Consider the following 18,739-nt stretch of genomic DNA (forward strand, 5'->3'; position numbering starts at 1 on the left):
CTTACTTGACTTCGACGGTCGCACCAGCGGCTTCGAGGTCCTTCTTCATCTTGGCAGCGTCGTCCTTGGAGACGGCTTCCTTGACGGTCTGCGGAGCGCCTTCGACCAGGTCCTTGGCTTCCTTCAGGCCCAGGCCGGTGATGGCGCGGACGGCCTTGATGACCTCGACCTTCTTGTCGCCGGCAGCCTTCAGGATGACGTTGAACTCGGTCTGCTCTTCGACCGGAGCGGCGTCGGCGGCCGGGCCGCCCTGCATGACGACCGGAGCGGCGGCGGTGACGCCGAACTTCTCTTCGATCGCCTTGACCAGCTCCATGACTTCCATCAGGGTCTTTTCGGCGATGGCGTCGACGATCTGTTCGTTGGAAAGGGACATGTGTATTACCTCAGGAAATTGTGATCTTTCGAATCGGGTTCAGTGAAGCGGTCGCGAATGCGGGCCGGCGATCAGGCCGGTTCCGCCTCGGCCGGCGCTTCGGCAGCGACTTCGCCGCCGCCCTGCTTGTCGGCCACGGCCTTGACGGCGCGGGCGAACATGCTGGCGGGCTCGGACAGGACGCGGGCCAGCATGGCCAGGGCCTGGTCGAGGGTCGGCAGCGAGGCGAGGACTTCGACGTGGCTGGCCGGATAGACCTGGCCGCCCATGGCGACGACCTTCGGCTGCAGCTTGTCGTTGCCCTTGGCGAATTCCTTGATCAGACGCCCGGCGGCGCCGGGTTCTTCGGTCGAGAACGCATACAGCAGCGGACCGACGAGCTTGTCCTGGACGCACTCGTATTCGGTACCGGCCACGGCGCGCGAGGCCAGGGTGTTCTTGACGACACGCAAGTACACACCGGTTTCGCGAGCCTTCTTGCGCATCGCGGTCATCTGACCGACCGTGATGCCTGCGTACTCGGCAGCAACCAAGGAGTGGGCCTTCGCGGCGACTTCTGCCAGCTCGGCGACTACTTCTTGCTTCTGAGACAGATTAAGAGCCATTGCACTCCTCCTAAAGCCGGGACTCGGGACTCGGGATCCGGGACTCGCCTTGCGATTCCCCGTACCCCATCCCCAACTCCCCGCTCCTTCTATTCCGCTTACGGCTCCTGCCGCTTGCGGTCCTGGGCGGCGACGGATCCTTGTCGCCGGGGATGCCCGCGGGCATCCCGGGTGGTGGCCTTTCCTGAAAAGACTTCAGGGGCGGCACCATCTACGCCGGCCCGGCTCCGAAGAGTCCGAATTAAGCGGTCTTGCCTGCATCGACGGCGACTCCCTGCCGTGTCGAGCTTCCATGCCCGTCGTCGATGCGCGCGCGACCGCGCCTGCGGTCTTTGACGGCGATCGCTTCGGGTTTCCCCTGGCGATTGCCCTCAAAAAGCTAGGAGCGAGTTGGGAGCAGTGAGAACCGAGTAAGGGCGAATGCGGCTTTTCGCTCACTCCTCACTTCTCTTCGCTCACTCCTGTTATTCGTTGCTGCAAATTCGGTGAATCCCTGGATCCCCGCTTTCGCGGGGATGACGCTTCGGCAAAGGCGCTCGCGCTAGGCGCGAGCGCGCCGATGCGTCACTTCAGGGTCAGCGAGGTCTGATCGACGATCACGCCCGGACCCATGGTCGAGCTGATCGAGATCTTCTGCAGGTACTGGCCCTTGGCGGCGGACGGCTTGGCCTTGATCAGGTCGAGCAGCAGCGCCTGCAGGTTGTCCTTCAGCGAGCCGTCTTCGAACGAGACCTTGCCGATGGTGCAGTGGATGATGCCGGCCTTGTCGGTGCGGTAGCGCACCTGGCCGCCCTTGGCGTTCTTGACCGCTTCGGCCGGGTTCGGCGAGACGGTGCCGACCTTCGGGTTCGGCATCAGGCCGCGCGGGCCCAGCACCTGGCCGAGCTTACCGACCACGCGCATGGCGTCCGGGGTCGCGATGACGACGTCGTAGTTCAGGTCGCCGGCCTGCATCTTCTCGGCCAGGTCGTCCATACCGACGGCTTCGGCGCCGGCGGCCAGGGCTTCGTCGGCCTTGGCGCCCGCCGGGGCGAACACCGCCACGCGCACGCTCTTGCCGGTGCCGGCCGGCAGCACGGTCGAGCCGCGCACCTGCTGGTCGGACTTCTTCGCGTCCACGCCCAGGCGCACGGAGACGTCGACCGACTCGACGAACTTGGCCTTGGTGGCGGTCTTGACGATCTTCACCGCTTCATCGAACGGATAGGCCTTGCCCGGAACCACGGCAGCCTTGATTGCTTTTTCGCGCTTGGTCATCGCCATGTCTTAACCCTCCACCACCAGGCCCATGCTGCGGGCCGAACCCGCAATCGTCTTCACCGCCGCTTCCAGGTCGGCCGCCGTCAGGTCGGCTTCCTTCTGCTTGGCGATGGCTTCGAGCTGGGCGCGGGTGACCTTGCCCACCTTCTCGGTGTTCGGACGCTTGGAGCCCGAGGTGATGCCGGCGGCCTTCTTCAGCAGCACCGACGCCGGGGTCGACTTGGTGACGAAGGTGAAGGTACGGTCCGAGTAGGCCGTGATGATGACCGGGGTCGGCAGACCCGGCTCGAGCTTGGAGGTCGCGGCGTTGAACGCCTTGCAGAACTCCATGATGTTCAGGCCGCGCTGACCCAGCGCAGGACCGACCGGCGGCGAGGGGTTGGCCTGACCGGCCTTGACCTGCAGCTTGATGTAGCCGACTACTTTCTTTGCCATTGATGTGCTCTCCGGGTGCTAGCGCCTTGACCGCAGGCTCCCCATCGGGCCGGAAATCGCGCGTTCCGGCATCGCGTTTGAATGCTGCGCCCGCTGCAACCGGGCTTTCCCGCCTGCCGCCCCCCCCTGGACCAGGGAAGCCTGAACCAGGATTCGGATAGCTGAACAGGCAAAGCTCGCCACAACCAGGGTAGCGAGCCGCACACTATATCAGATTTTTTGGGCTGTGCAGCCCAGAAACCGGCCCGAAGGCCGGCCGGGCTCAGGTCGCCTTTTCGACCTGGCCGAATTCCAGCTCGACCGGGGTCGAACGGCCGAAGATCAGCACCGCGACGCGCAGGCGGCTCTTCTCGTAGTTGATTTCCTCGACCACGCCGTTGAAGTCGACGAACGGGCCGTCGATGACCCGGACCATCTCGCCGGCCTCGAACAGCACCTTCGGACGCGGCTTCTCGACGCCTTCCTGAACGCGCTGCAGGATGCGGTCGGCCTCGTTGTCCTGGATCGGCAACGGGCGGTCGGCGGTGCCGCCGATGAAACCCATGACCTTCGGGGTTTCCTTGATCAGATGCCAGCTTTCGCTGTCGATGCGCGGAATCCCGCCTTCGTCGTGGGTGGCGATCTGGACCAGGACGTAGCCCGGGAAGAACTTGCGTTCGGAACGGCGCTTCTGGCCGGAACGCATCTCCACGACCTCTTCGGTCGGGACCAGGACGTCGCCGAAGCGGTCCTGCATTTCGAAACGAACGATGCGGTCGCGCAGCGCCTGCGCCACCGACTTCTCGAATCCGGAGTACGCGTGAACCACGTACCAGCGCTTGTTTTCGTGAGAATTCACGTCGGTCGTCTCCTCAACGCGACAGCAGGAACTTGACCGCGGCCTGGATCAGGTAATCGAAACCGGACAGGATCAGGCTAAGGATCGCGACGGCGATCATGACCACCCAGGTGGTCTTCAGCGCTTCGTCGCGGGTCGGCCAAACGACCTTGCGCAGTTCGAAACGGGATTCGGACAGGAATTCGCGGGTCTGCGCGCCCTTGGCGGTCAGCATGAACACCGCGGCGCCCGCGAGCAGGCCGGCCACGACCGCGCCAGCGCGCAACGGACCGCTCCAGTTCTCGAACCACAGATAGGCGAACACGCCGCCGGCCGCGAGCAACAGGGCCACTGCGTACTTGGCGATATCGCCGGCACCGCCGCCGGATTTGGTTTGTTCGGCCTTGCTGTTCATTCTCGGGGCGATTCCCTCGCGAAAGCCCGCCCATCCCTGCGCGGCCCTTTCAATAGCTATCCAGTCGCCGGGTCGTCCGACACGGCTCGGTAACGAGTGGCACGCCAGGAGGGACTCGAACCCCCAACCTGCGGTTTTGGAGACCGCTGCTCTGCCAATTGAGCTACTGGCGTACGTCTTGAAATCTTAGGCCCGATTCGGCGCACCGCAAGGGGGCGGCCGGCGGCCAGTTGACGGGTGTTGCAAACAACGAAGGCGGACCGGGTTGCCGGCCCGCCGTTCGCGGCTTGCGGCGACCCGGAGGCCGCCGCGATACAGCTATTACTTGATGATCTTCGCCACCACGCCGGCGCCGACGGTACGGCCGCCTTCGCGGATCGCGAAGCGCAGGCCTTCGTCCATCGCCACCGGGTTGATCAGGGCGACGGTCATCTTGATGTTGTCGCCCGGCATGACCATCTCGACGCCTTCCGGCAGGGTCACCGCACCGGTGATGTCGGTGGTACGGAAGTAGAACTGCGGACGGTAGCCCTTGAAGAACGGGGTGTGGCGGCCGCCTTCGTCCTTCGACAGCACGTAGACTTCGGCTTCGAACTCGGTGTGCGGGGTGATCGAACCCGGCTTGGCCAGCACCTGGCCGCGCTCGACGTCGTCGCGCTTGGTGCCGCGCAGCAGCAGGCCCGCGTTGTCGCCCGCCTGGCCCTGGTCCAGCAGCTTGCGGAACATTTCCACGCCGGTGACCGTGGTCTTCTGGGTCGGGCGGATGCCGACGATTTCGATTTCGTCGCCCACCTTGATGATGCCGCGCTCGATACGGCCGGTCACCACGGTGCCGCGGCCCGAGATCGAGAACACGTCTTCCACCGGCATCAGGAACGGCTTGTCGATCGCGCGCTCCGGCTCCGGAATGAAGGTGTCCAGCGCGTCGACCAGCTTCAGGATCGCCGGCACGCCGATTTCGCTCTGGTCGCCTTCCAGCGCCAGACGGGCCGAGCCGTGGATGATCGGGGTGTCGTCGCCCGGGAACTCGTACTTGGTCAGCAGCTCGCGCACTTCCATCTCGACCAGCTCGAGCAGCTCGGCGTCGTCGACCATGTCGGCCTTGTTCAGGAACACGACGATGTACGGCACGCCGACCTGACGCGACAGCAGGATGTGCTCGCGGGTCTGCGGCATCGGGCCGTCAGCGGCCGAGCACACCAGGATCGCGCCGTCCATCTGCGCCGCGCCGGTGATCATGTTCTTCACGTAGTCGGCGTGGCCCGGGCAGTCGACGTGCGCGTAGTGGCGCGAAGCCGATTCGTATTCCACGTGCGCGGTCGAGATCGTGATGCCGCGAGCCTTTTCTTCCGGCGCCGCGTCGATCGCGTCGTACGCCTTGAATTCGCCACCGAAACGCTCGGCGCCGACCTTGGTCAGAGCGGCCGTCAGCGTGGTCTTGCCGTGGTCGACGTGACCGATCGTGCCGACGTTCACGTGCGGCTTGGTGCGCTCGAATTTACCCTTGGCCATGGCTGTCGCTTCTCGTATGTGGGTCTAAGTGTCGCGGTGGCTGTTGGTAAAGCAGCCGGTACTGCAGTGAATGGTGCTCACGAAAGGAATCGAACCTTCGACCTCCTCCTTACCAAGGAGGTGCTCTACCGACTGAGCTACGTGAGCGAAACTTGTTGCTGCGCCGAACGGCTTTCGTTCAATGGAGCGGGAGACGGGAATCGAACCCGCACCATCAGCTTGGAAGGCTGAGGTTCTACCATTGAACTACTCCCGCGCCGCGTACTGCCGTTACAGCGTTGGAACCTGCATAACTTCTAATCTGCCGCTTCAAGCCGGCCTTGATACCCGCTTGAAGCGCCGCGCCGAATCTTACAACCGATCGCCGCGTCGAACCTGGTGGAGGGAGGTGGATTCGAACCACCGAAGGCGTGAGCCAGCAGATTTACAGTCTGCCCCCGTTGGCCGCTTGGGTATCCCTCCGAAGAGCCCGTAATTCTGGCGTGCGATTTCCGACTTGTCAACGCGTTTTCACGCAAACTTTTTCGGAACCGCCGCCGTCGCCGGCCGCCCTGCCCGGCGCCCGAAACCGGGCCGCCGCGCGAGGCCGCACAGTCTACTCAAACATTGAACCGGAAGTGCAACACATCGCCTTCCTGGACGCGATATTCCTTGCCTTCCAGGCGCAGGCGCCCGGCGTCGCGGGCGCCGGCCTCGCCCTTGTACTTGATGAAATCGTCATAGGCGATGGTTTCGGCGCGGATGAAGCCCTTCTCGAAGTCGGTATGGATGACCGCGGCGGCCTGCGGCGCGGTCGAACCGGCCCGGACCGTCCAGGCGCGGACTTCCTTGACCCCGGCGGTGAAGTAGGTCTGCAGCCCGAGCAGGGCGTAGCCGGCGCGGATCAGGCGGTTCAGGCCCGGCTCGTCCAGGCCCAGGTCGGCCAGGAAGGCGTCGCGGTCCTCGTCGTCGAGCTGGCTCAGCTCTTCCTCGATCGCCGCCGAGATCGGCACCACCTGGGCGCCCTCGGTCGCCGCGCGGGCGCGCACGGCGTCCAGGTGCGGGTTGTTCTCGAACCCGTCCTCGAGCACGTTGGCCACGTACATGACCGGCTTGAGGGTCAGCAGGAACAGGTCGCGCAGGGCGGCCTTGTCGTCCTCGGACAGATCCAGCGCGCGCGCCGGCTTGCCGGCGTCCAGGCCGGTGCGGACCCGGCCGAGGATCTCCTTGCGCGCCACCGCCTCCTTGTCGCCGGTCTTGGCCGAGCGCTCGGCTCGCTGCAGGGCCTTCTCGACGCTTTCCAGGTCGGCCAGGGCCAGCTCGGTGTCGATGGTCTCGATGTCGGCGATCGGGTCGACCTTGTTGTTGACGTGGATCACGTCCGGGTGCTCGAAGCAGCGCACCACGTGGGTGATCGCGTCGACCTCGCGGATGTGGGCCAGGAACTTGTTGCCCAGGCCCTGGCCGCTGGCCGCGCCGGCGACCAGGCCGGCGATGTCGACGAACTCGACCGCGGTCGGGATCAGCTTCTGCGGCTTGACGATCTCGGCCAGCGCGTTGAGGCGCGGATCCGGCACCGGCACCGCGCCGACGTTCGGCTCGATGGTGCAGAACGGGAAGTTGGCCGCGGCGATGCCCGCCTTGGTCAGCGCGTTGAAGAGGGTCGACTTGCCGACGTTGGGCAGGCCGACGATGCCGCATTTGATGCCCATGGCTTCAGGTCCGGGAATAGGGAGTCGAGAATCGGGAATGGAGAAAAGCGGAACGGTCGAGCCGATACCCGACCCCATTCCCGATTCACGTCCGAGGGGTGTGCAGACGCGTCATCGCGTCCAGGAAATTGCCCTGCACGGCCAGCGGCATGACGTCGATGGCGTCGTCGATGGCGCGCAGGATCGTGGCCTCGTCGTCCTTGCCGGGACGGCCGAGCACCCACGGGGTGACCTTGTCCTTGTGGCCGGGATGGCCGATGCCCAGGCGCAGGCGGTGGAACTTGCCGTGGCCCAGGTGCTGGACGGTGTCGCGCAGGCCGTTCTGGCCGCCGTGGCCGCCGTCGAACTTGAGCCGCGCCGTGCCCGGCGCCAGGTCGAGCTCGTCGTGCGCCAGCAGCGCCTCGTCCGGCTCGATCTTCCAGTAGCGCAGCGCCGCGGCCACCGATTTGCCGGAGAGGTTCATGAAAGTGGCCGGCTTGAGCAGCCAGACCGGACGGCCGGCGATCTCGACCTTCGAGGTTTCGCCGAACAGCTTGGACTCCAGGCCGAAGCGGCCGCCGAACTTTTCGTTCAGGGCGTCCACAAACCAAAACCCGGCGTTGTGCCGGGTCCGGGTGTATTCGACGCCGGGATTCCCCAGGCCGACGATCAGGCGCAGTCCCGCCATGGATCAAGACAATCCGCGAACGCGAACCGGCGCGCCCGTCGGGGCGCGCCGGCCTGCGATCACTTCTTGTCTTCGTCCTTCTTCGAGACCTTGGCGGCCGGCACTTCGGCGGCCGGAGCCTCGGCGTCGGAGACGGCCTCTTCCTTGCCGTGCTTGGCGATCACGACGGCGACGTCGTGTTCCTTGCCCAGCTTCAGCTCGGGGATTTCCACGCCGGCCGGCAGCTTGAGCTCGGACAGGTGGACGATGTCGCCGACCTTGAGCGCCGACAGGTCGACCTCGATGAACTCCGGCAGATCCTTAGGCAGGCAGCTGACTTCGACTTCGTTGAGCTCGTGGGTGACCACGACGTCGGCGGACTTGCCGGCCGGCGACTTGTCTTCGTTGAGGAAGTGCAGCGGCACGGCCACGCGCAGCGCCTGGTTGGCGTCGACGCGCTGGAAGTCCAGGTGCATGATGATCTGCTTGAACGGATGGCGCTGCATGTCGCGCAGCAGGACCTGCTGCACCTTGCCGTCCAGGTCCAGGCTCAGGATCGAGGAGTAGAACCACTCGTGCTGGCTGGCCAGCCAGATCTTCTCGTGGTCGAGCTGGATCGGCTGCGGAGCGGCTTCGCCGCCGTAGACGATGGCCGGGATGCTGGCGGCACGACGCAGGCGGCGGCTCGCACCCTTCCCCTCGACGTTGCGGCCAGTGGCCTTGATGATGTGTTCGGACATTTTCGTTACTCACTTTGCAGCGTTAGGACCGCCTCGCGGCGGTTTGGAGACTCCCCCGCGACCAGGGGAGTCCGGGTCGGGACTCGGGACTCGGGACTCGGGACTCGAAAAAGCAGGAGCGACGCCGCCCATGGCTTTTCGAGTCCCGAGTCCCGAGTCCCGCAATTCTCAATCCACGTACAACGAGCTGACCGACTCGCCGAAGGCGATGCGACGGATCGTTTCGGCCAACAGCTCGGCGACGCTGAGCTGGCGGATGCGGCCGGTGGCGCGGGCCGCGGCGGTCAGCGGGATGGTGTCGGTCACCACCAGCTCGTCCAGCTGCGACTTGGTCACGTTGTCGATGGCCGCGCCCGACAGCACCGGATGGGTGCAGTAGGCCACGACCTTTTGCGCGCCCTGCGCCTTGAGCGCCGCCGCGGCGGCGCACAGGGTGCCGGCGGTGTCGACGATGTCGTCGACCAGCACGCAGGTCTTGCCCGACACGTCGCCGATGATGTTCATCACCGTGGCGACGTTGGCGCGCGGGCGGCGCTTGTCGATGATCGCCAGGTCCGCGTCGTCCAGGCGCTTGGCGATCGCGCGGGCGCGCACCACGCCGCCGACGTCCGGGGACACGACGATCAGGTTGTCGGTGCCGTGCGCGCGCCAGATGTCGGCGAGCAGCAGCGGCGAGGCGTAGACGTTGTCGACCGGGATGTCGAAGAAGCCCTGGATCTGATCCGCATGCAGATCGACCGTGAGCACCCGGTCGGCGCCGACCGCGCCGAACATCTTGGCCGCGACCTTGGCCGTGATCGGCACGCGCGAGGAGCGCGGGCGGCGATCCTGGCGGGCGTAGCCGAAATACGGCACCACCGCGGTCACGCTGGCCACCGAGGCGCGCTTGAGCGCGTCGATCAGGACCAGCAGCTCCATGAAGTTCTCGGCCGTCGGCGCGTTCGTCGGCTGAATGACGAACACTTCCTGACGACGCACGTTCTCTTCGATCTCGACCTGCACCTCGCCGTCGGAGAAGCGGCCCACGAGGGCCTTGCCGAGCCGGATGCCGAGCTCCTTGCACACCGCTGCAGCAAGCGGACGGTTGGCGTTGCCGCTGAACACCAACAGGTTGCGATCGTTTTGCACTGTCTTTACTCCGCTTCGCTCTGACCGGGCGGCGTTGTAGCCGGGATTCGGGATTTGGGATTCGGGAATCGCCAGGCGCGCGTCCTGCGAATCCCGAATCCCAAATCTCCAATCCCGCGGGTAACACTGGCAGGGGCGGTAGGATTCGAACCTACGAATGCCGGGATCAAAACCCGGTGCCTTGGGCCACTTGGCGACGCCCCTGTGCGGTTTACGTTTTTGCTTCGAGCGCGTCGCGCAGCGGCGAATGCGCCGCGCCGCCGGCCGTCCAGGCCCGCAGGCCGGAAGGCAGTTCCGCCAGCGCCGCCTGCGCCGATTCGCGGGTCGCGAATTCGACGAAACAGCCGCTGCCGGACCCGGTCAGGCGTGGCGAACCGATCCGCGACAAGGCGGCGAAGGCGGCCTCGACGGCGGCCTCGCGCTGACGCAGCACCGGCTCGAACGCATTCCCGAGCGGTGAACCCGAAACGAAGTCCGACATTGTCGCGGGCGCAGCATCCCGCGTCAATTCAGGCGATTGAAACAGAGCCGCGGTCGGGGCGTGGACGCCCGGATCGGCCAGCACGTACCAGGCCGGGGCCAGCGCGATCGGGCGCAGATCCTCGCCCACCCCCTCGGCCCAGGCGTTGTCGCCGCGCACGAACACCGGCACGTCGGCGCCCAGGCGCAGGCCCAGCGCGGCCAGGCGCTCGACCCCCAGGCCGGTGCCCCAGAGCGCGTCCAGGGCCACCAGCACGGTCGCCGCGTCGGACGAACCGCCGCCGAAACCGCCGCCGGCCGGGATGCGTTTTTCGATGACGATGTCCGCGCCTTGGCCGCAATTGGACTCCACTTGCAGCAGTCGTGCGGCGCGTACCGTGAGGTCGTCGGCCTCGGCGACGCCGGCCACCGAGCCACCGTGGCGCACCACCCGGCCGTCGCTGCGCGGGCGCAGGCGGATGCTGTCTCCCCAGTCCAGGAGACGGAACACGGTCTGCAGCAGGTGGTAGCCGTCGGCGCGGCGGCCGACGATGCGCAGGAACAGGTTCAGCTTGGCCGGAGCGGGCCAGAGCGACCAGCCGGACTCGGCGCCGGCGGCAGGAGAAAGCGGGTCGGACATGGCGGTCGGGGCAACGGCAGGCCGGGCTGCGGATAAGGAGGGAACGATCAGCGACCGGCGGCGGACGGATGCGCGCGCCGCCAGTCGCTCAAGGCCCGGTTGTAGGCGGCCGCGTAGGCCCGGGCCTGCTCGATCAAGCGCTGGTGGCGCTCGCCTTCGATCACGTCGCCGGTGCCGGACAGGATCCGCATGGCCCGCAGCTCGGGCTGCTCGCCTTGGGCTAGGCCCGGCGCCAGGCAGGCGAAACCGCAGACGCCGATCGGGCGCAGGTCGCCCTGGGCGATATTGCGGCGCAGGTCGGCGGCCGGATCGGCCAGATCCAGCTGCGACAGCTCGCGTTGCAGGCGCTCGGTCTGGCTTTCCTCGGCCGGCGGCGCGCTCGCCCCGCCCTGCCACTGATCCACGATCAGCCGCACCCGCGCGCCGTCGCGGCGCGCGTCCAGCCGCGACGGCAGGTCGCCGGTCGCGGGCCATTCGTAGCCGATCCGCCAGCCGCCCTGCTCGATCGCCTGCGGCCGGCCGTCGGCGCCCGGCGCGACCTGCGCCTGCGGGCCGCCCTGCGCCGGCAGCGCGCGCAGCCAGTCGGCCAGGGCCGCGACCGGAATCTCCCAACCGGTGGCCTCGCGCAGCAACCCGGCGGCATCGCCGCCCTCGCGCGGACCGCCGTCCAGGCCTTCCAGGCGCGCCGCGCCGGGGCCGCCGCTCAGGCGCCAGCTCTGCCGGGTCACCGGCGCGCTCAGCGCGACTTCGAAGGCGGCGTCGCGCTGGCTCCATTCGATCCGGCCGCTGCCGCCCTTGCCGGCGTTGGACACGGCGATGCGACCGTTCAGCGACCAATCGGCCTGGCTGCGCAGACGGGCGACGCGCGCGGTTTCGCGCGCTGCGGCGTCGGCCGCCGGCACCACCGTCGCGGCCGGCGGCGAGCGCCGACCGGGCTGGCTGGCGCAGGCGCCGAGCAACAACGCCAGCGCGACCGCGCCGGCCAGGCGCGCCGCGACGCGCGGCGTGGGGACGATCCGGGCGGCGCTCACAGACCCAACTTCTTCAGCGCGCGCAACAGCGAGCGGTTGTCGGGGTCGATCTGGCGCGCCTGCTCGAAATACTTGCGCGCTTCCTCGCGCTTGCCGGCCTGCCACAGCACCTCGCCCAGGTGGGCGGCGACTTCGGCGTCCTTCTGCAGGGTCAGGGCCCGGCGCAGTTCGGTTTCGGCCTCGGCCATCCGGCCCAGGCGGTAAAGCACCCAGCCGTAGCTGTCGATCACCGCGTAGTTGTCGGGCTCGGCGGCGCGGGCGCGCTCGATCAGCTCCAGCGCCTCCTGGTAGCGGGTGGTGCGGTCGGCCAGGGTGTAGCCGAGCGCGTTGAGCGCGGCGCTGTTGTCCGGCTCGGCGACCAGGATCCGGCGCAGGTCGGCCTCGGCACGGGCGATGTCGTCGCGCCGCTCCCAGCTCAGGGCGCGGGCGTAGAGGATTTCCGGCTCGTCCGGGAACGCAGCCAGGCCGCGGGCGAAGGCGTCGCTCTCGCCGGCGTCGTTCTTGTCGTCGGCGCGCAGGTTGGCTTCCAGCAGATAGGCGTCGCGGCGGGCGTCGTCCTGGATCGCCGCGTCGGCCTGCATCGCGCGCAGGTTGGCGTAGGCCTCGCCGGCGCGATCGAGCTTGTGCAGGACGTTGCTGCTGCGCAGGCGCGCCAGCGAGCGCTGCGAGCCGCCCGGCACGCCCTGGTACCAGGCCAGCGCTTCTTCGTTGCGCTCCAGGAATTCGGCCAGTTGCCCCAGCAGCAGGCGCCGCGCCGGGTCGGGCTTGGCCGCGCTGGCGCGCAGTTCGTCGTAGAGCTTGGTCAGGGTCGGCTTGTCTTCGGCGCGGGCCAGGTAGGACGCGCGCAGCGCATAGGTCTGCTCGTCCTGCGGGCCGCGGCCGAGCACGGCGGCGACCTGCTGGAAATCCTTCAAGGCCTCGTACTGCTCGGCGATCAGCGCGCGCAGGCTGTTGTCGCGCTCGGCCTGCGGCTCCAGGGCCTGCAGCAGCTTGCGCGCCTCGTCGGGCTTGCCGTCCTCGCGCAGCTGGCTGGCCCGCAGCAGGGCCACGCGCGGCTCGCCGGGGAAACGCTCGACCACTTCCTCGACGATGCGCTCGGTCAGCTTGGGCCGGTCCAGGCGCTGCGACAGGCCGCCGAAGGCGACCCAGGCCATCAGGTTGCGCTGCGGGATCTTGCCGCCGTCGACGATCTTCTCCAGCACGCGCCCGGCCTGCGCCGGGTCCTTCGAGCCGGTGGTCAACACCACCAGCACCTGGCGCCAGCCGGCCTCGGGGTCGGCGGCCATCAATTCGTTGAGCTGGCGCAGAGCGGCGCGGTCGTCGCCGCGGCGCAGCGACAAGGTGGCCTCGGCGGCGGCCACCCCGCTGCCCTGGCCGCCGAGCTTGCGCCACAGCGCCAGCGCCTCGCCGGCGACCTGGTCCTGCTTGGCCAGCACGGCGATGCTGGTCGCGCGCTCGGCCAGGCCGGCGTCGCCGGCGGCGCGCGCGGCCTTGAGATAAGCCGTGGCGGCATCGTTCAGCTTGCCGGCCTGGAGGGCGAATTCGCCGCTCATCAGCGCTTCCAGCGACGAGCCGGTCGGATCGGCCGCGGCGCGTTCGCGGATGGTCGCCTGGGCGGCGGCCAGGGCCGCGGCCGACGGCCCCGGCGGCAGCGCCGCGGCCCGCACCGGAGCTGCCAGCAGCGCGCCGAACAGGCCGACGCCGAACAGGACGGCGCCGATCCGCCGGACCAGGGTGTCGGCGCGCGGCGCGGCAGCGCCGCCGCCGCGGTCGTAGGCAGCGTCTATTGGACCGATCGGGCAAATCGAATGGTAGAAAACCACGTCGGGACCAGTGGGCCGGTAGAATGGCGGCCTTCAGCAGCCCGCAGCTTATCGCAAGCACCTGAACCGATGTCCCGCCGCACTCGCCGACCGATGAAACTTTTTCGCTGCGTTGCGACGGCCATGCCGCGCGCCGCGGCGACGAGCGGAAACCGCGCGCGCCGATGAGCCTGTTCGTGCTCGGCATCAACCACCAGACCGCGCCGGTCAGCCTGCGCGAACGGGTGGCGTTTTCGGGCGAGACGGTGCCGGCGGCGCTGGCCGCGCTGCGCGGCTTGGCGCCGGTGCGCGAAGTCGCCTTGCTGTCGACCTGCAACCGCACCGAGGTTTACGCGGTCGCCGACGACGACGGCAGCGCCCTGGCCGAATGGCTGGCGACCCATCCCGACGACGCCGGCGACCTGCACGCTTATCTGTACCGGCACCGCGACGCCGATGCGGTGCGTCACCTGTTCCGGGTCGCCACCGGGCTGGATTCGCTGGTGCTCGGCGAGCCGCAGATCCTCGGCCAGGTCAAGGACGCCTGGGCGGTGGCGCGCGCCGCCGGCAGCCTCGGCGGCCAGCTCGACCGGTTGTTCCAGCAGGCGTTCTCGACCGCCAAGCGCGCCCGCACCGATACCCGCATCGGCGCCAACCCGGTCTCGGTGGCTTCGACGGCGGTGCGGCTGGCGCAGGAATCCTTCGCCCGCCTGGAAGACTCGACCGTGCTGCTGATCGGCGCCGGCGAGACCATCGAGCTGGCCGCGCGCCACCTGGTCCAGGCCAGGGCCAAGCGCCTGCTGATCGCCAACCGCACCCTCGCCCACGCCCAGGACCTGGCCAGCCGCCACGGCGGCTTCGCCCTGCCGCTGAGCGAACTCGACCGCCACCTGGCCGAGGCCGACGTCGTGTTGTCGGCCACCGCCAGCCGCGAACCGATCCTGCGCCGCGCCGACGTCGCCGCCGCGCGCGCGCAACGCAAGCACCGGCCGATGCTGCTGCTCGACCTGGCCGTGCCGCGCGACATCGCCGCCGACGTGGCCGAGCTGGAAGACGTGTTCCTGTACACCGTCGACGACCTGGAACGGGCGATCGAAGACAATCGCCGCAGCCGCCGCGAAGCGGCGAGCGAAGCCGAGGCGATCGTCGAACTGCAGGTCGCGCGCTTCGTCGAAACCCTGGCCGCCAGCACCCGCACCGCGCCGATCAAGCGCCTGCGCGACCACGGCGAAGCCGCGCGCGCCGAGGTGCTGGCCAAGGCCCAGGCGCAACTGGCCGCCGGCCAGGACCCGGCGCAGGTGCTGGCCTTCCTCGCCAACACCCTGACCAACCGCCTGCTGCACGCGCCCACCGTGGCCCTGCGCGAAGCCGCGCTGAGCGGCAACCCGGAGTTGGCGCGGGCCGCCGACAAGCTGTTTCCGGCGGTGGGACTCGGAACTCGGGACTCGGGACTCGAAGAAGCCGGAGCCGGCGATACGGAATCGAACGACGACCGTTAGCGACGCGCTACGAGTGCCCCGCTCCGCTGTTGCCGTTACGAATCCCGAGTCCCCAGTCCCGAGTCCCGCCCCATGTCGCCCACCCTGCGCCGCAAGCTCGAAGCGCTCGTCGAACGCCGCGAAGAACTCGAACGCCTGCTCGCCGATCCCGGCGTGATCGGCGACAGCGCGCGTTTCCGCAAGTTCTCGCGCGAGTTCTCCCAACTCGAACCGGTGGCGTTGGCGCTGGCCGAGGAAACCCGGGCCAAGGCCGACCTGGCCGCGGCCGAGGCGATGCGCGCCGATCCGGAGTTGCGCGAGCTGGCCGAGGAAGAAATCGGCGCGGCGCAGGAGCGGCTGCGGCGGCTGGACGTGGAACTGCTCGCCCACCTGATTCCCAAGGACCCGCGCGACGAGGGCGACCTGTACCTGGAAGTGCGCGCCGGCACCGGCGGCGACGAGGCGGCGATCTTCGCCGGCGACCTGTTCCGGATGTACGCGCGCTATGCCGAGCGCCAGGGCTGGAAGGTCGAGATCGAATCGGCCAACCCGGGCGAACACGGCGGCTACAAGGAAATCATCGCCCGGGTCGAGGGCCGCGGCGCCTATTCCAAGCTCAAGTTCGAGTCCGGCACCCACCGCGTGCAGCGGGTGCCGGAAACCGAGTCGCAGGGACGCATCCACACCTCGGCGGCGACGGTGGCGATCATCGCGGTGGAGCCGGAAGGCGAGCCGATCGAGATCAACCCGGCCGACCTGAAGATCGACACCTTCCGCTCCTCCGGCGCCGGCGGCCAGCACGTCAACAAGACCGAGTCGGCGATCCGCATCACCCACGTCCCGACCGGCACGGTGGTCGAGAACCAGACCGAACGCAGCCAGCACGCCAACCGCGACAAGGCGCTCAAGCGCCTGCAGGCGATGCTGGCCGACGCCGCGGCGGCGAAGGCCGCGGCGGCGCAGGCCCAGGACCGGCGCCTGCAGGTCGGCAGCGGCGACCGCAGCCAGCGCATCCGCACCTACAACTTCCCGCAGGGCCGGATCACCGACCACCGGGTCGAAGGCCTGACCCTGTACGACCTGCCCAACATCGTCGCCGGCGACCTCGACGCGCTGATCGGCCGGCTGATCCACGAGCACCAGGCCGACGAACTGGCGCGCCTGTCGGCCGATTGAATGGCCCCTCTGTAGGAGCGGCGCAAGCCGCGGCAACCGCAGCGACGCACGACAGCGAACGATCCCAAGCCCGGAAGATCGGTTGGTTTTCCGGCCATGCGCTCGCCGCCCGGTCTTCGGCCGCACCGCTCGCGCGCACCGCTGCGATGGGTCGCGGCTGATGGCCAGAGAAAACCCCGCAGGACGCCGCTGCTACAAAGTCGCTACAGATCCGCAGCCGGCGGTCATGACGCCGCGCGACGGCTGCGGCCATAATCGGCCACTCCCTCTCGGACCGCCTCCCGCATGAGCCTTTCCGTCCGCCGCGCCGGCCCCGACGACCTCGAGCTGCTGGCGCCGCTGTTCGAGCGCTACCGCTTTTTCTACACCCGACGCGAGGACGCGCAGGCTTCGCGCGCCTTCATCGGCGAACGCCTGCAACGCGGCGACTCGGCCGTGTGGCTGGCCCGCCTGGACGGACGCGACGGCGCCGGCTTCGTCCAGCTCTACCCGACGTTTTCCTCGGTACGCGCGGCGCGGGTGTGGGTGCTCAACGATCTCTACGTCGAAGCCGACGCGCGCCGCCGCGGCGTCGCCCGCGCCCTGCTCGACGCCGCAGCCGGCTTCGCCCGCGCCGACGGCGCGGTGCGGCTGGAGCTGGAAACCGATCACGACAATCGCCAGGCGCAGGCGCTGTACGACGAGGCCGGTTGGCAGCGCTACGACGGCACCCAGCGCTACCACCTGCCGTTGAGCGCGGTTTGAACCTCGCTCCGGGACTGCCGCGATGAACGATCCGCGCCTGCCGCTGCGCCAGGCCCTGCAACGCAACCCGGGCGATGCGATGGCCTGGATAGTGTTGGCCGAGCACGAACTCGATGCCGGCGACGCGCGCAGCGGCGAGGCCGCGGCGCGGCGCGCGCTGGCCTTGCGTCCCGGGCACCCGGAGGCGCTGGCGCGGCTGGGCCGCGCGCAATGGATGCTGGGCCGGCGCGAGGACGCCGTCGCCAGCCTCGGCGAGGCGGCGCGCGCGGCGCCGCAGCATCCCGGCATCGCGGTCTGGCTGGCGCATGCGCTGGAAGACGTCGGCGATGCCGAGGGCGCGCTCGGCGCCTATGGGCGCGCCTACGCGCTGGCGCCGCGCGAGCCCCAGCTGGCGGCGTATCTGCTGGCCTGGCGGCGCAAGCTGTGCGATTGGCGCGATTTGCCGGCGCTGTCGCAGCAGGTGCGCGACGCGGTGGCGCAGGGCCGCGCCTCGGTCGAGCCCTTCGCCTTTCTCAGCGAGGACGCCAGCCCCGCCGAACAGCGCCGTTGCGCCGGCTTGCGCGCGCAACTGGTCGCGCAGTCGGTGCGCGCGCTGCCGCCGGCGCCGGCGCGCGAGACCGCGGCGCCGGTGCGCGCCGGCTTTTTGTCCAACGGTTTCGGCGCCCACCCCACCGGCCTGCTGACCGTGGCCCTGTTCGAGGCCCTGCACCGCCGCGGCGGCCTGGCGGTGCACCTGTTCGCGCTCAACCGCGACGACGGCAGCGCGATCCGGCGCCGCCTGCACGCCGCCTCCGACGCCCTGCACGACGTCTCGCAGCAGCCGCACGCGCAGATCGCCGCGACCATCCGCCGCGCCGGCATCGACGTGCTGTTCGACCTGCGCGGCTGGGGCGGCGGCGGCACGCCGGAAGTGCTGGCGATGCGGCCGGCGCCGGTGCAGGTCAATTGGCTGGCCTATCCGGGCACCTCCGGCGCGCCGTGGATCGACTACGTGCTCGCCGACCGCTACGTGCTGCCCGAATCGCTGGCCGCCGATTTCAGCGAAACCCCGGCCTGGCTGCCGCGCTGCTTCCAACCCTCCGACACCCGCCGGGTGCCCGCGCCGATGCCCTCGCGCGCGGACTGCGGACTGCCCGCAACCGGCGTGGTGTTTTGCTGCTTCAACAACAGCTACAAGTTGAACCCGCGCAGCGTCGCACGCCTGCTGGCGGTGCTGCGCGCCGTGCCCGGCAGCGTGCTGTGGCTGCTGTCGGGCCCGGGCCGCGCCGACCAGCGCCTGCGCGAATTCGCCGCCGCCCAGGGCTTGGCGCCGGAGCGATTGGTGTTCATGCCCAAGCAACCGCAGGCCGAGTACCTGGCGCGGCTGGGCCACGCCGATCTGTTCCTCGATACCGCTCCCTACAACGCCCACACCACCGCCTCCGACGCGATCTGGGCCGGTTGCCCGGTGCTGACCGCGCCCGGCGCGGCCTTCGCCGCGCGCGTGGCCGGCAGCCTCAACCACCACCTCGGCCTGGACTCGCTCAACCTCGCCGACGATGCGGCCTTCGTCGACCGCGCCGCCGCGCTCGGCAACGACCCCGCCGCCCTCGCCGCCTTGCGCGCCGAACTGGCCGAGCGCCGCCGCAGCAGCGGCTTGTTCGACATGGACGGCTTCGCGGTCGACTTCGCCGCGATGACCCTGGCGATGGCGCGACGCCAACGCAAGGGCTTGGCCCCGGCGCCGCTGCAGGGACCGGAGCGCTGACCCGCGCGGCCCATTTCGCCGCGCGCGTTTTGCGCTA

General features: G+C 69.2%; 17 protein-coding genes, 5 tRNA genes and 1 pseudogene. 4 read left to right on the top strand and 19 right to left on the bottom strand.

Features of this window, described 5'->3' with window-relative positions:
* Window position 1: 1 nt before the first annotated feature.
* The 19 genes and pseudogenes from rplL to AC3A57_RS12660 all read right to left on the bottom strand — a co-directional run bounded on the left by rplL (window position 2) and on the right by AC3A57_RS12660 (window position 13,422).
* Window positions 2-376 carry a 50S ribosomal protein L7/L12 gene (gene rplL / locus AC3A57_RS12570; RefSeq protein WP_487579206.1) on the bottom strand — a complete coding sequence of 125 codons (375 nt, stop codon included), beginning with the start codon at window positions 374-376 and terminating at the stop codon, window positions 2-4.
* Window positions 377-447: 71 nt separating this feature from the next.
* Entirely contained in the window at window positions 448-981 is a 534-nt protein-coding gene (rplJ, locus tag AC3A57_RS12575) for a 50S ribosomal protein L10 (protein WP_487579207.1), read from the bottom strand.
* A gap of 564 nt (window positions 982-1,545) precedes the next feature.
* Entirely contained in the window at window positions 1,546-2,244 is a 699-nt protein-coding gene (rplA, locus tag AC3A57_RS12580; RefSeq protein ID WP_487579208.1) for a 50S ribosomal protein L1, read from the bottom strand.
* Window positions 2,245-2,247: 3 nt separating this feature from the next.
* Window positions 2,248-2,676, bottom strand: coding sequence for a 50S ribosomal protein L11 (gene rplK / locus AC3A57_RS12585; protein WP_487579209.1), 429 nt, complete (start codon window positions 2,674-2,676; stop codon window positions 2,248-2,250).
* A gap of 262 nt (window positions 2,677-2,938) precedes the next feature.
* Entirely contained in the window at window positions 2,939-3,514 is a 576-nt protein-coding gene (nusG, locus tag AC3A57_RS12590) for a transcription termination/antitermination protein NusG (RefSeq protein ID WP_487579210.1), read from the bottom strand.
* A 13-nt stretch (window positions 3,515-3,527) separates the two neighbouring features.
* Entirely contained in the window at window positions 3,528-3,908 is a 381-nt protein-coding gene (gene secE, locus AC3A57_RS12595) for a preprotein translocase subunit SecE (RefSeq protein WP_221671588.1), read from the bottom strand.
* A gap of 97 nt (window positions 3,909-4,005) precedes the next feature.
* A tRNA-Trp gene (locus AC3A57_RS12600) sits at window positions 4,006-4,081 on the bottom strand.
* 148 nt (window positions 4,082-4,229) lie between these two features.
* Window positions 4,230-5,420 (bottom strand): elongation factor Tu, encoded by a 1,191-nt coding sequence (gene tuf, locus AC3A57_RS12605; RefSeq protein WP_487579202.1) that lies wholly within the window; start codon window positions 5,418-5,420, stop codon window positions 4,230-4,232.
* Between the two features lie 71 nt (window positions 5,421-5,491).
* A tRNA-Thr gene (locus tag AC3A57_RS12610) sits at window positions 5,492-5,567 on the bottom strand.
* A 35-nt stretch (window positions 5,568-5,602) separates the two neighbouring features.
* Window positions 5,603-5,676: transfer RNA gene (locus AC3A57_RS12615), tRNA-Gly, on the bottom strand.
* 120 nt (window positions 5,677-5,796) lie between these two features.
* Window positions 5,797-5,882: transfer RNA gene (locus AC3A57_RS12620), tRNA-Tyr, on the bottom strand.
* A gap of 137 nt (window positions 5,883-6,019) precedes the next feature.
* Window positions 6,020-7,111, bottom strand: a complete 1,092-nt coding sequence (gene ychF, locus AC3A57_RS12625) for a redox-regulated ATPase YchF (protein WP_487579211.1) — start codon at window positions 7,109-7,111, stop codon at window positions 6,020-6,022.
* An 85-nt stretch (window positions 7,112-7,196) separates the two neighbouring features.
* Window positions 7,197-7,778: an aminoacyl-tRNA hydrolase gene (gene pth, locus AC3A57_RS12630; RefSeq protein ID WP_487579212.1), complete on the bottom strand. Its 582-nt coding sequence runs from the start codon at window positions 7,776-7,778 to the stop codon at window positions 7,197-7,199.
* A gap of 59 nt (window positions 7,779-7,837) precedes the next feature.
* Complete coding sequence (locus tag AC3A57_RS12635; RefSeq protein WP_221671584.1) at window positions 7,838-8,497, bottom strand: 50S ribosomal protein L25/general stress protein Ctc; 660 nt, start codon at window positions 8,495-8,497, stop codon at window positions 7,838-7,840.
* A 168-nt stretch (window positions 8,498-8,665) separates the two neighbouring features.
* Window positions 8,666-9,625, bottom strand: coding sequence for a ribose-phosphate diphosphokinase (locus AC3A57_RS12640; RefSeq protein WP_221671583.1), 960 nt, complete (start codon window positions 9,623-9,625; stop codon window positions 8,666-8,668).
* Between the two features lie 127 nt (window positions 9,626-9,752).
* Window positions 9,753-9,829: transfer RNA gene (locus AC3A57_RS12645), tRNA-Gln, on the bottom strand.
* 7 nt (window positions 9,830-9,836) lie between these two features.
* A complete protein-coding gene (ispE, locus tag AC3A57_RS12650; protein WP_487579213.1) occupies window positions 9,837-10,724 on the bottom strand; it encodes a 4-(cytidine 5'-diphospho)-2-C-methyl-D-erythritol kinase in 888 nt (295 codons plus the stop codon).
* Between the two features lie 392 nt (window positions 10,725-11,116).
* Window positions 11,117-11,710 (bottom strand): annotated as a pseudogene (gene lolB, locus AC3A57_RS12655) (lipoprotein insertase outer membrane protein LolB); the annotation flags it as partial.
* A gap of 41 nt (window positions 11,711-11,751) precedes the next feature.
* Window positions 11,752-13,422: a tetratricopeptide repeat protein gene (locus AC3A57_RS12660; protein ID WP_487579244.1), complete on the bottom strand. Its 1,671-nt coding sequence runs from the start codon at window positions 13,420-13,422 to the stop codon at window positions 11,752-11,754.
* A 320-nt stretch (window positions 13,423-13,742) separates the two neighbouring features.
* On the opposite strand from AC3A57_RS12660, the gene hemA reads away from it, so the two are divergent.
* The 4 genes from hemA to AC3A57_RS12680 all read left to right on the top strand — a co-directional run bounded on the left by hemA (window position 13,743) and on the right by AC3A57_RS12680 (window position 18,702).
* Window positions 13,743-15,056 (top strand): glutamyl-tRNA reductase, encoded by a 1,314-nt coding sequence (hemA, locus tag AC3A57_RS12665; RefSeq protein WP_487579214.1) that lies wholly within the window; start codon window positions 13,743-13,745, stop codon window positions 15,054-15,056.
* Between the two features lie 72 nt (window positions 15,057-15,128).
* Complete coding sequence (gene prfA, locus AC3A57_RS12670) at window positions 15,129-16,211, top strand: peptide chain release factor 1 (protein WP_487579215.1); 1,083 nt, start codon at window positions 15,129-15,131, stop codon at window positions 16,209-16,211.
* Window positions 16,212-16,496: 285 nt separating this feature from the next.
* Entirely contained in the window at window positions 16,497-16,955 is a 459-nt protein-coding gene (locus AC3A57_RS12675) for an N-acetyltransferase family protein (protein WP_487579216.1), read from the top strand.
* Window positions 16,956-16,977: 22 nt separating this feature from the next.
* Window positions 16,978-18,702, top strand: a complete 1,725-nt coding sequence (locus AC3A57_RS12680) for an O-linked N-acetylglucosamine transferase, SPINDLY family protein (protein WP_487579217.1) — start codon at window positions 16,978-16,980, stop codon at window positions 18,700-18,702.
* Window positions 18,703-18,739: the final 37 nt, after the last annotated feature.

This window comes from Lysobacter sp. Soil_C_15, assembly GCF_057657315.1.

Bases quoted from the DNA above. Each gene is read 5' to 3' on its own strand.
- hemA (WP_487579214.1), top strand. From the start codon at position 13,743: ATGAGCCTGTTCGTGCTCGGCATCAACCACCAGACCGCGCCGGTCAGC.
- AC3A57_RS12675 (WP_487579216.1), top strand. From the start codon at position 16,497: ATGAGCCTTTCCGTCCGCCGCGCCGGCCCCGACGACCTCGAGCTGCTG.
- rplL (WP_487579206.1), bottom strand. From the start codon at position 376: ATGTCCCTTTCCAACGAACAGATCGTCGACGCCATCGCCGAAAAGACC.
- rplJ (WP_487579207.1), bottom strand. From the start codon at position 981: ATGGCTCTTAATCTGTCTCAGAAGCAAGAAGTAGTCGCCGAGCTGGCA.
- secE (WP_221671588.1), bottom strand. From the start codon at position 3,908: ATGAACAGCAAGGCCGAACAAACCAAATCCGGCGGCGGTGCCGGCGAT.
- ychF (WP_487579211.1), bottom strand. From the start codon at position 7,111: ATGGGCATCAAATGCGGCATCGTCGGCCTGCCCAACGTCGGCAAGTCG.
- prfA (WP_487579215.1), top strand. From the start codon at position 15,129: ATGTCGCCCACCCTGCGCCGCAAGCTCGAAGCGCTCGTCGAACGCCGC.
- tuf (WP_487579202.1), bottom strand. From the start codon at position 5,420: ATGGCCAAGGGTAAATTCGAGCGCACCAAGCCGCACGTGAACGTCGGC.
- pth (WP_487579212.1), bottom strand. From the start codon at position 7,778: ATGGCGGGACTGCGCCTGATCGTCGGCCTGGGGAATCCCGGCGTCGAA.
- AC3A57_RS12680 (WP_487579217.1), top strand. From the start codon at position 16,978: ATGAACGATCCGCGCCTGCCGCTGCGCCAGGCCCTGCAACGCAACCCG.
- ispE (WP_487579213.1), bottom strand. From the start codon at position 10,724: ATGTCCGACCCGCTTTCTCCTGCCGCCGGCGCCGAGTCCGGCTGGTCG.
- rplK (WP_487579209.1), bottom strand. From the start codon at position 2,676: ATGGCAAAGAAAGTAGTCGGCTACATCAAGCTGCAGGTCAAGGCCGGT.
- AC3A57_RS12635 (WP_221671584.1), bottom strand. From the start codon at position 8,497: ATGTCCGAACACATCATCAAGGCCACTGGCCGCAACGTCGAGGGGAAG.
- rplA (WP_487579208.1), bottom strand. From the start codon at position 2,244: ATGGCGATGACCAAGCGCGAAAAAGCAATCAAGGCTGCCGTGGTTCCG.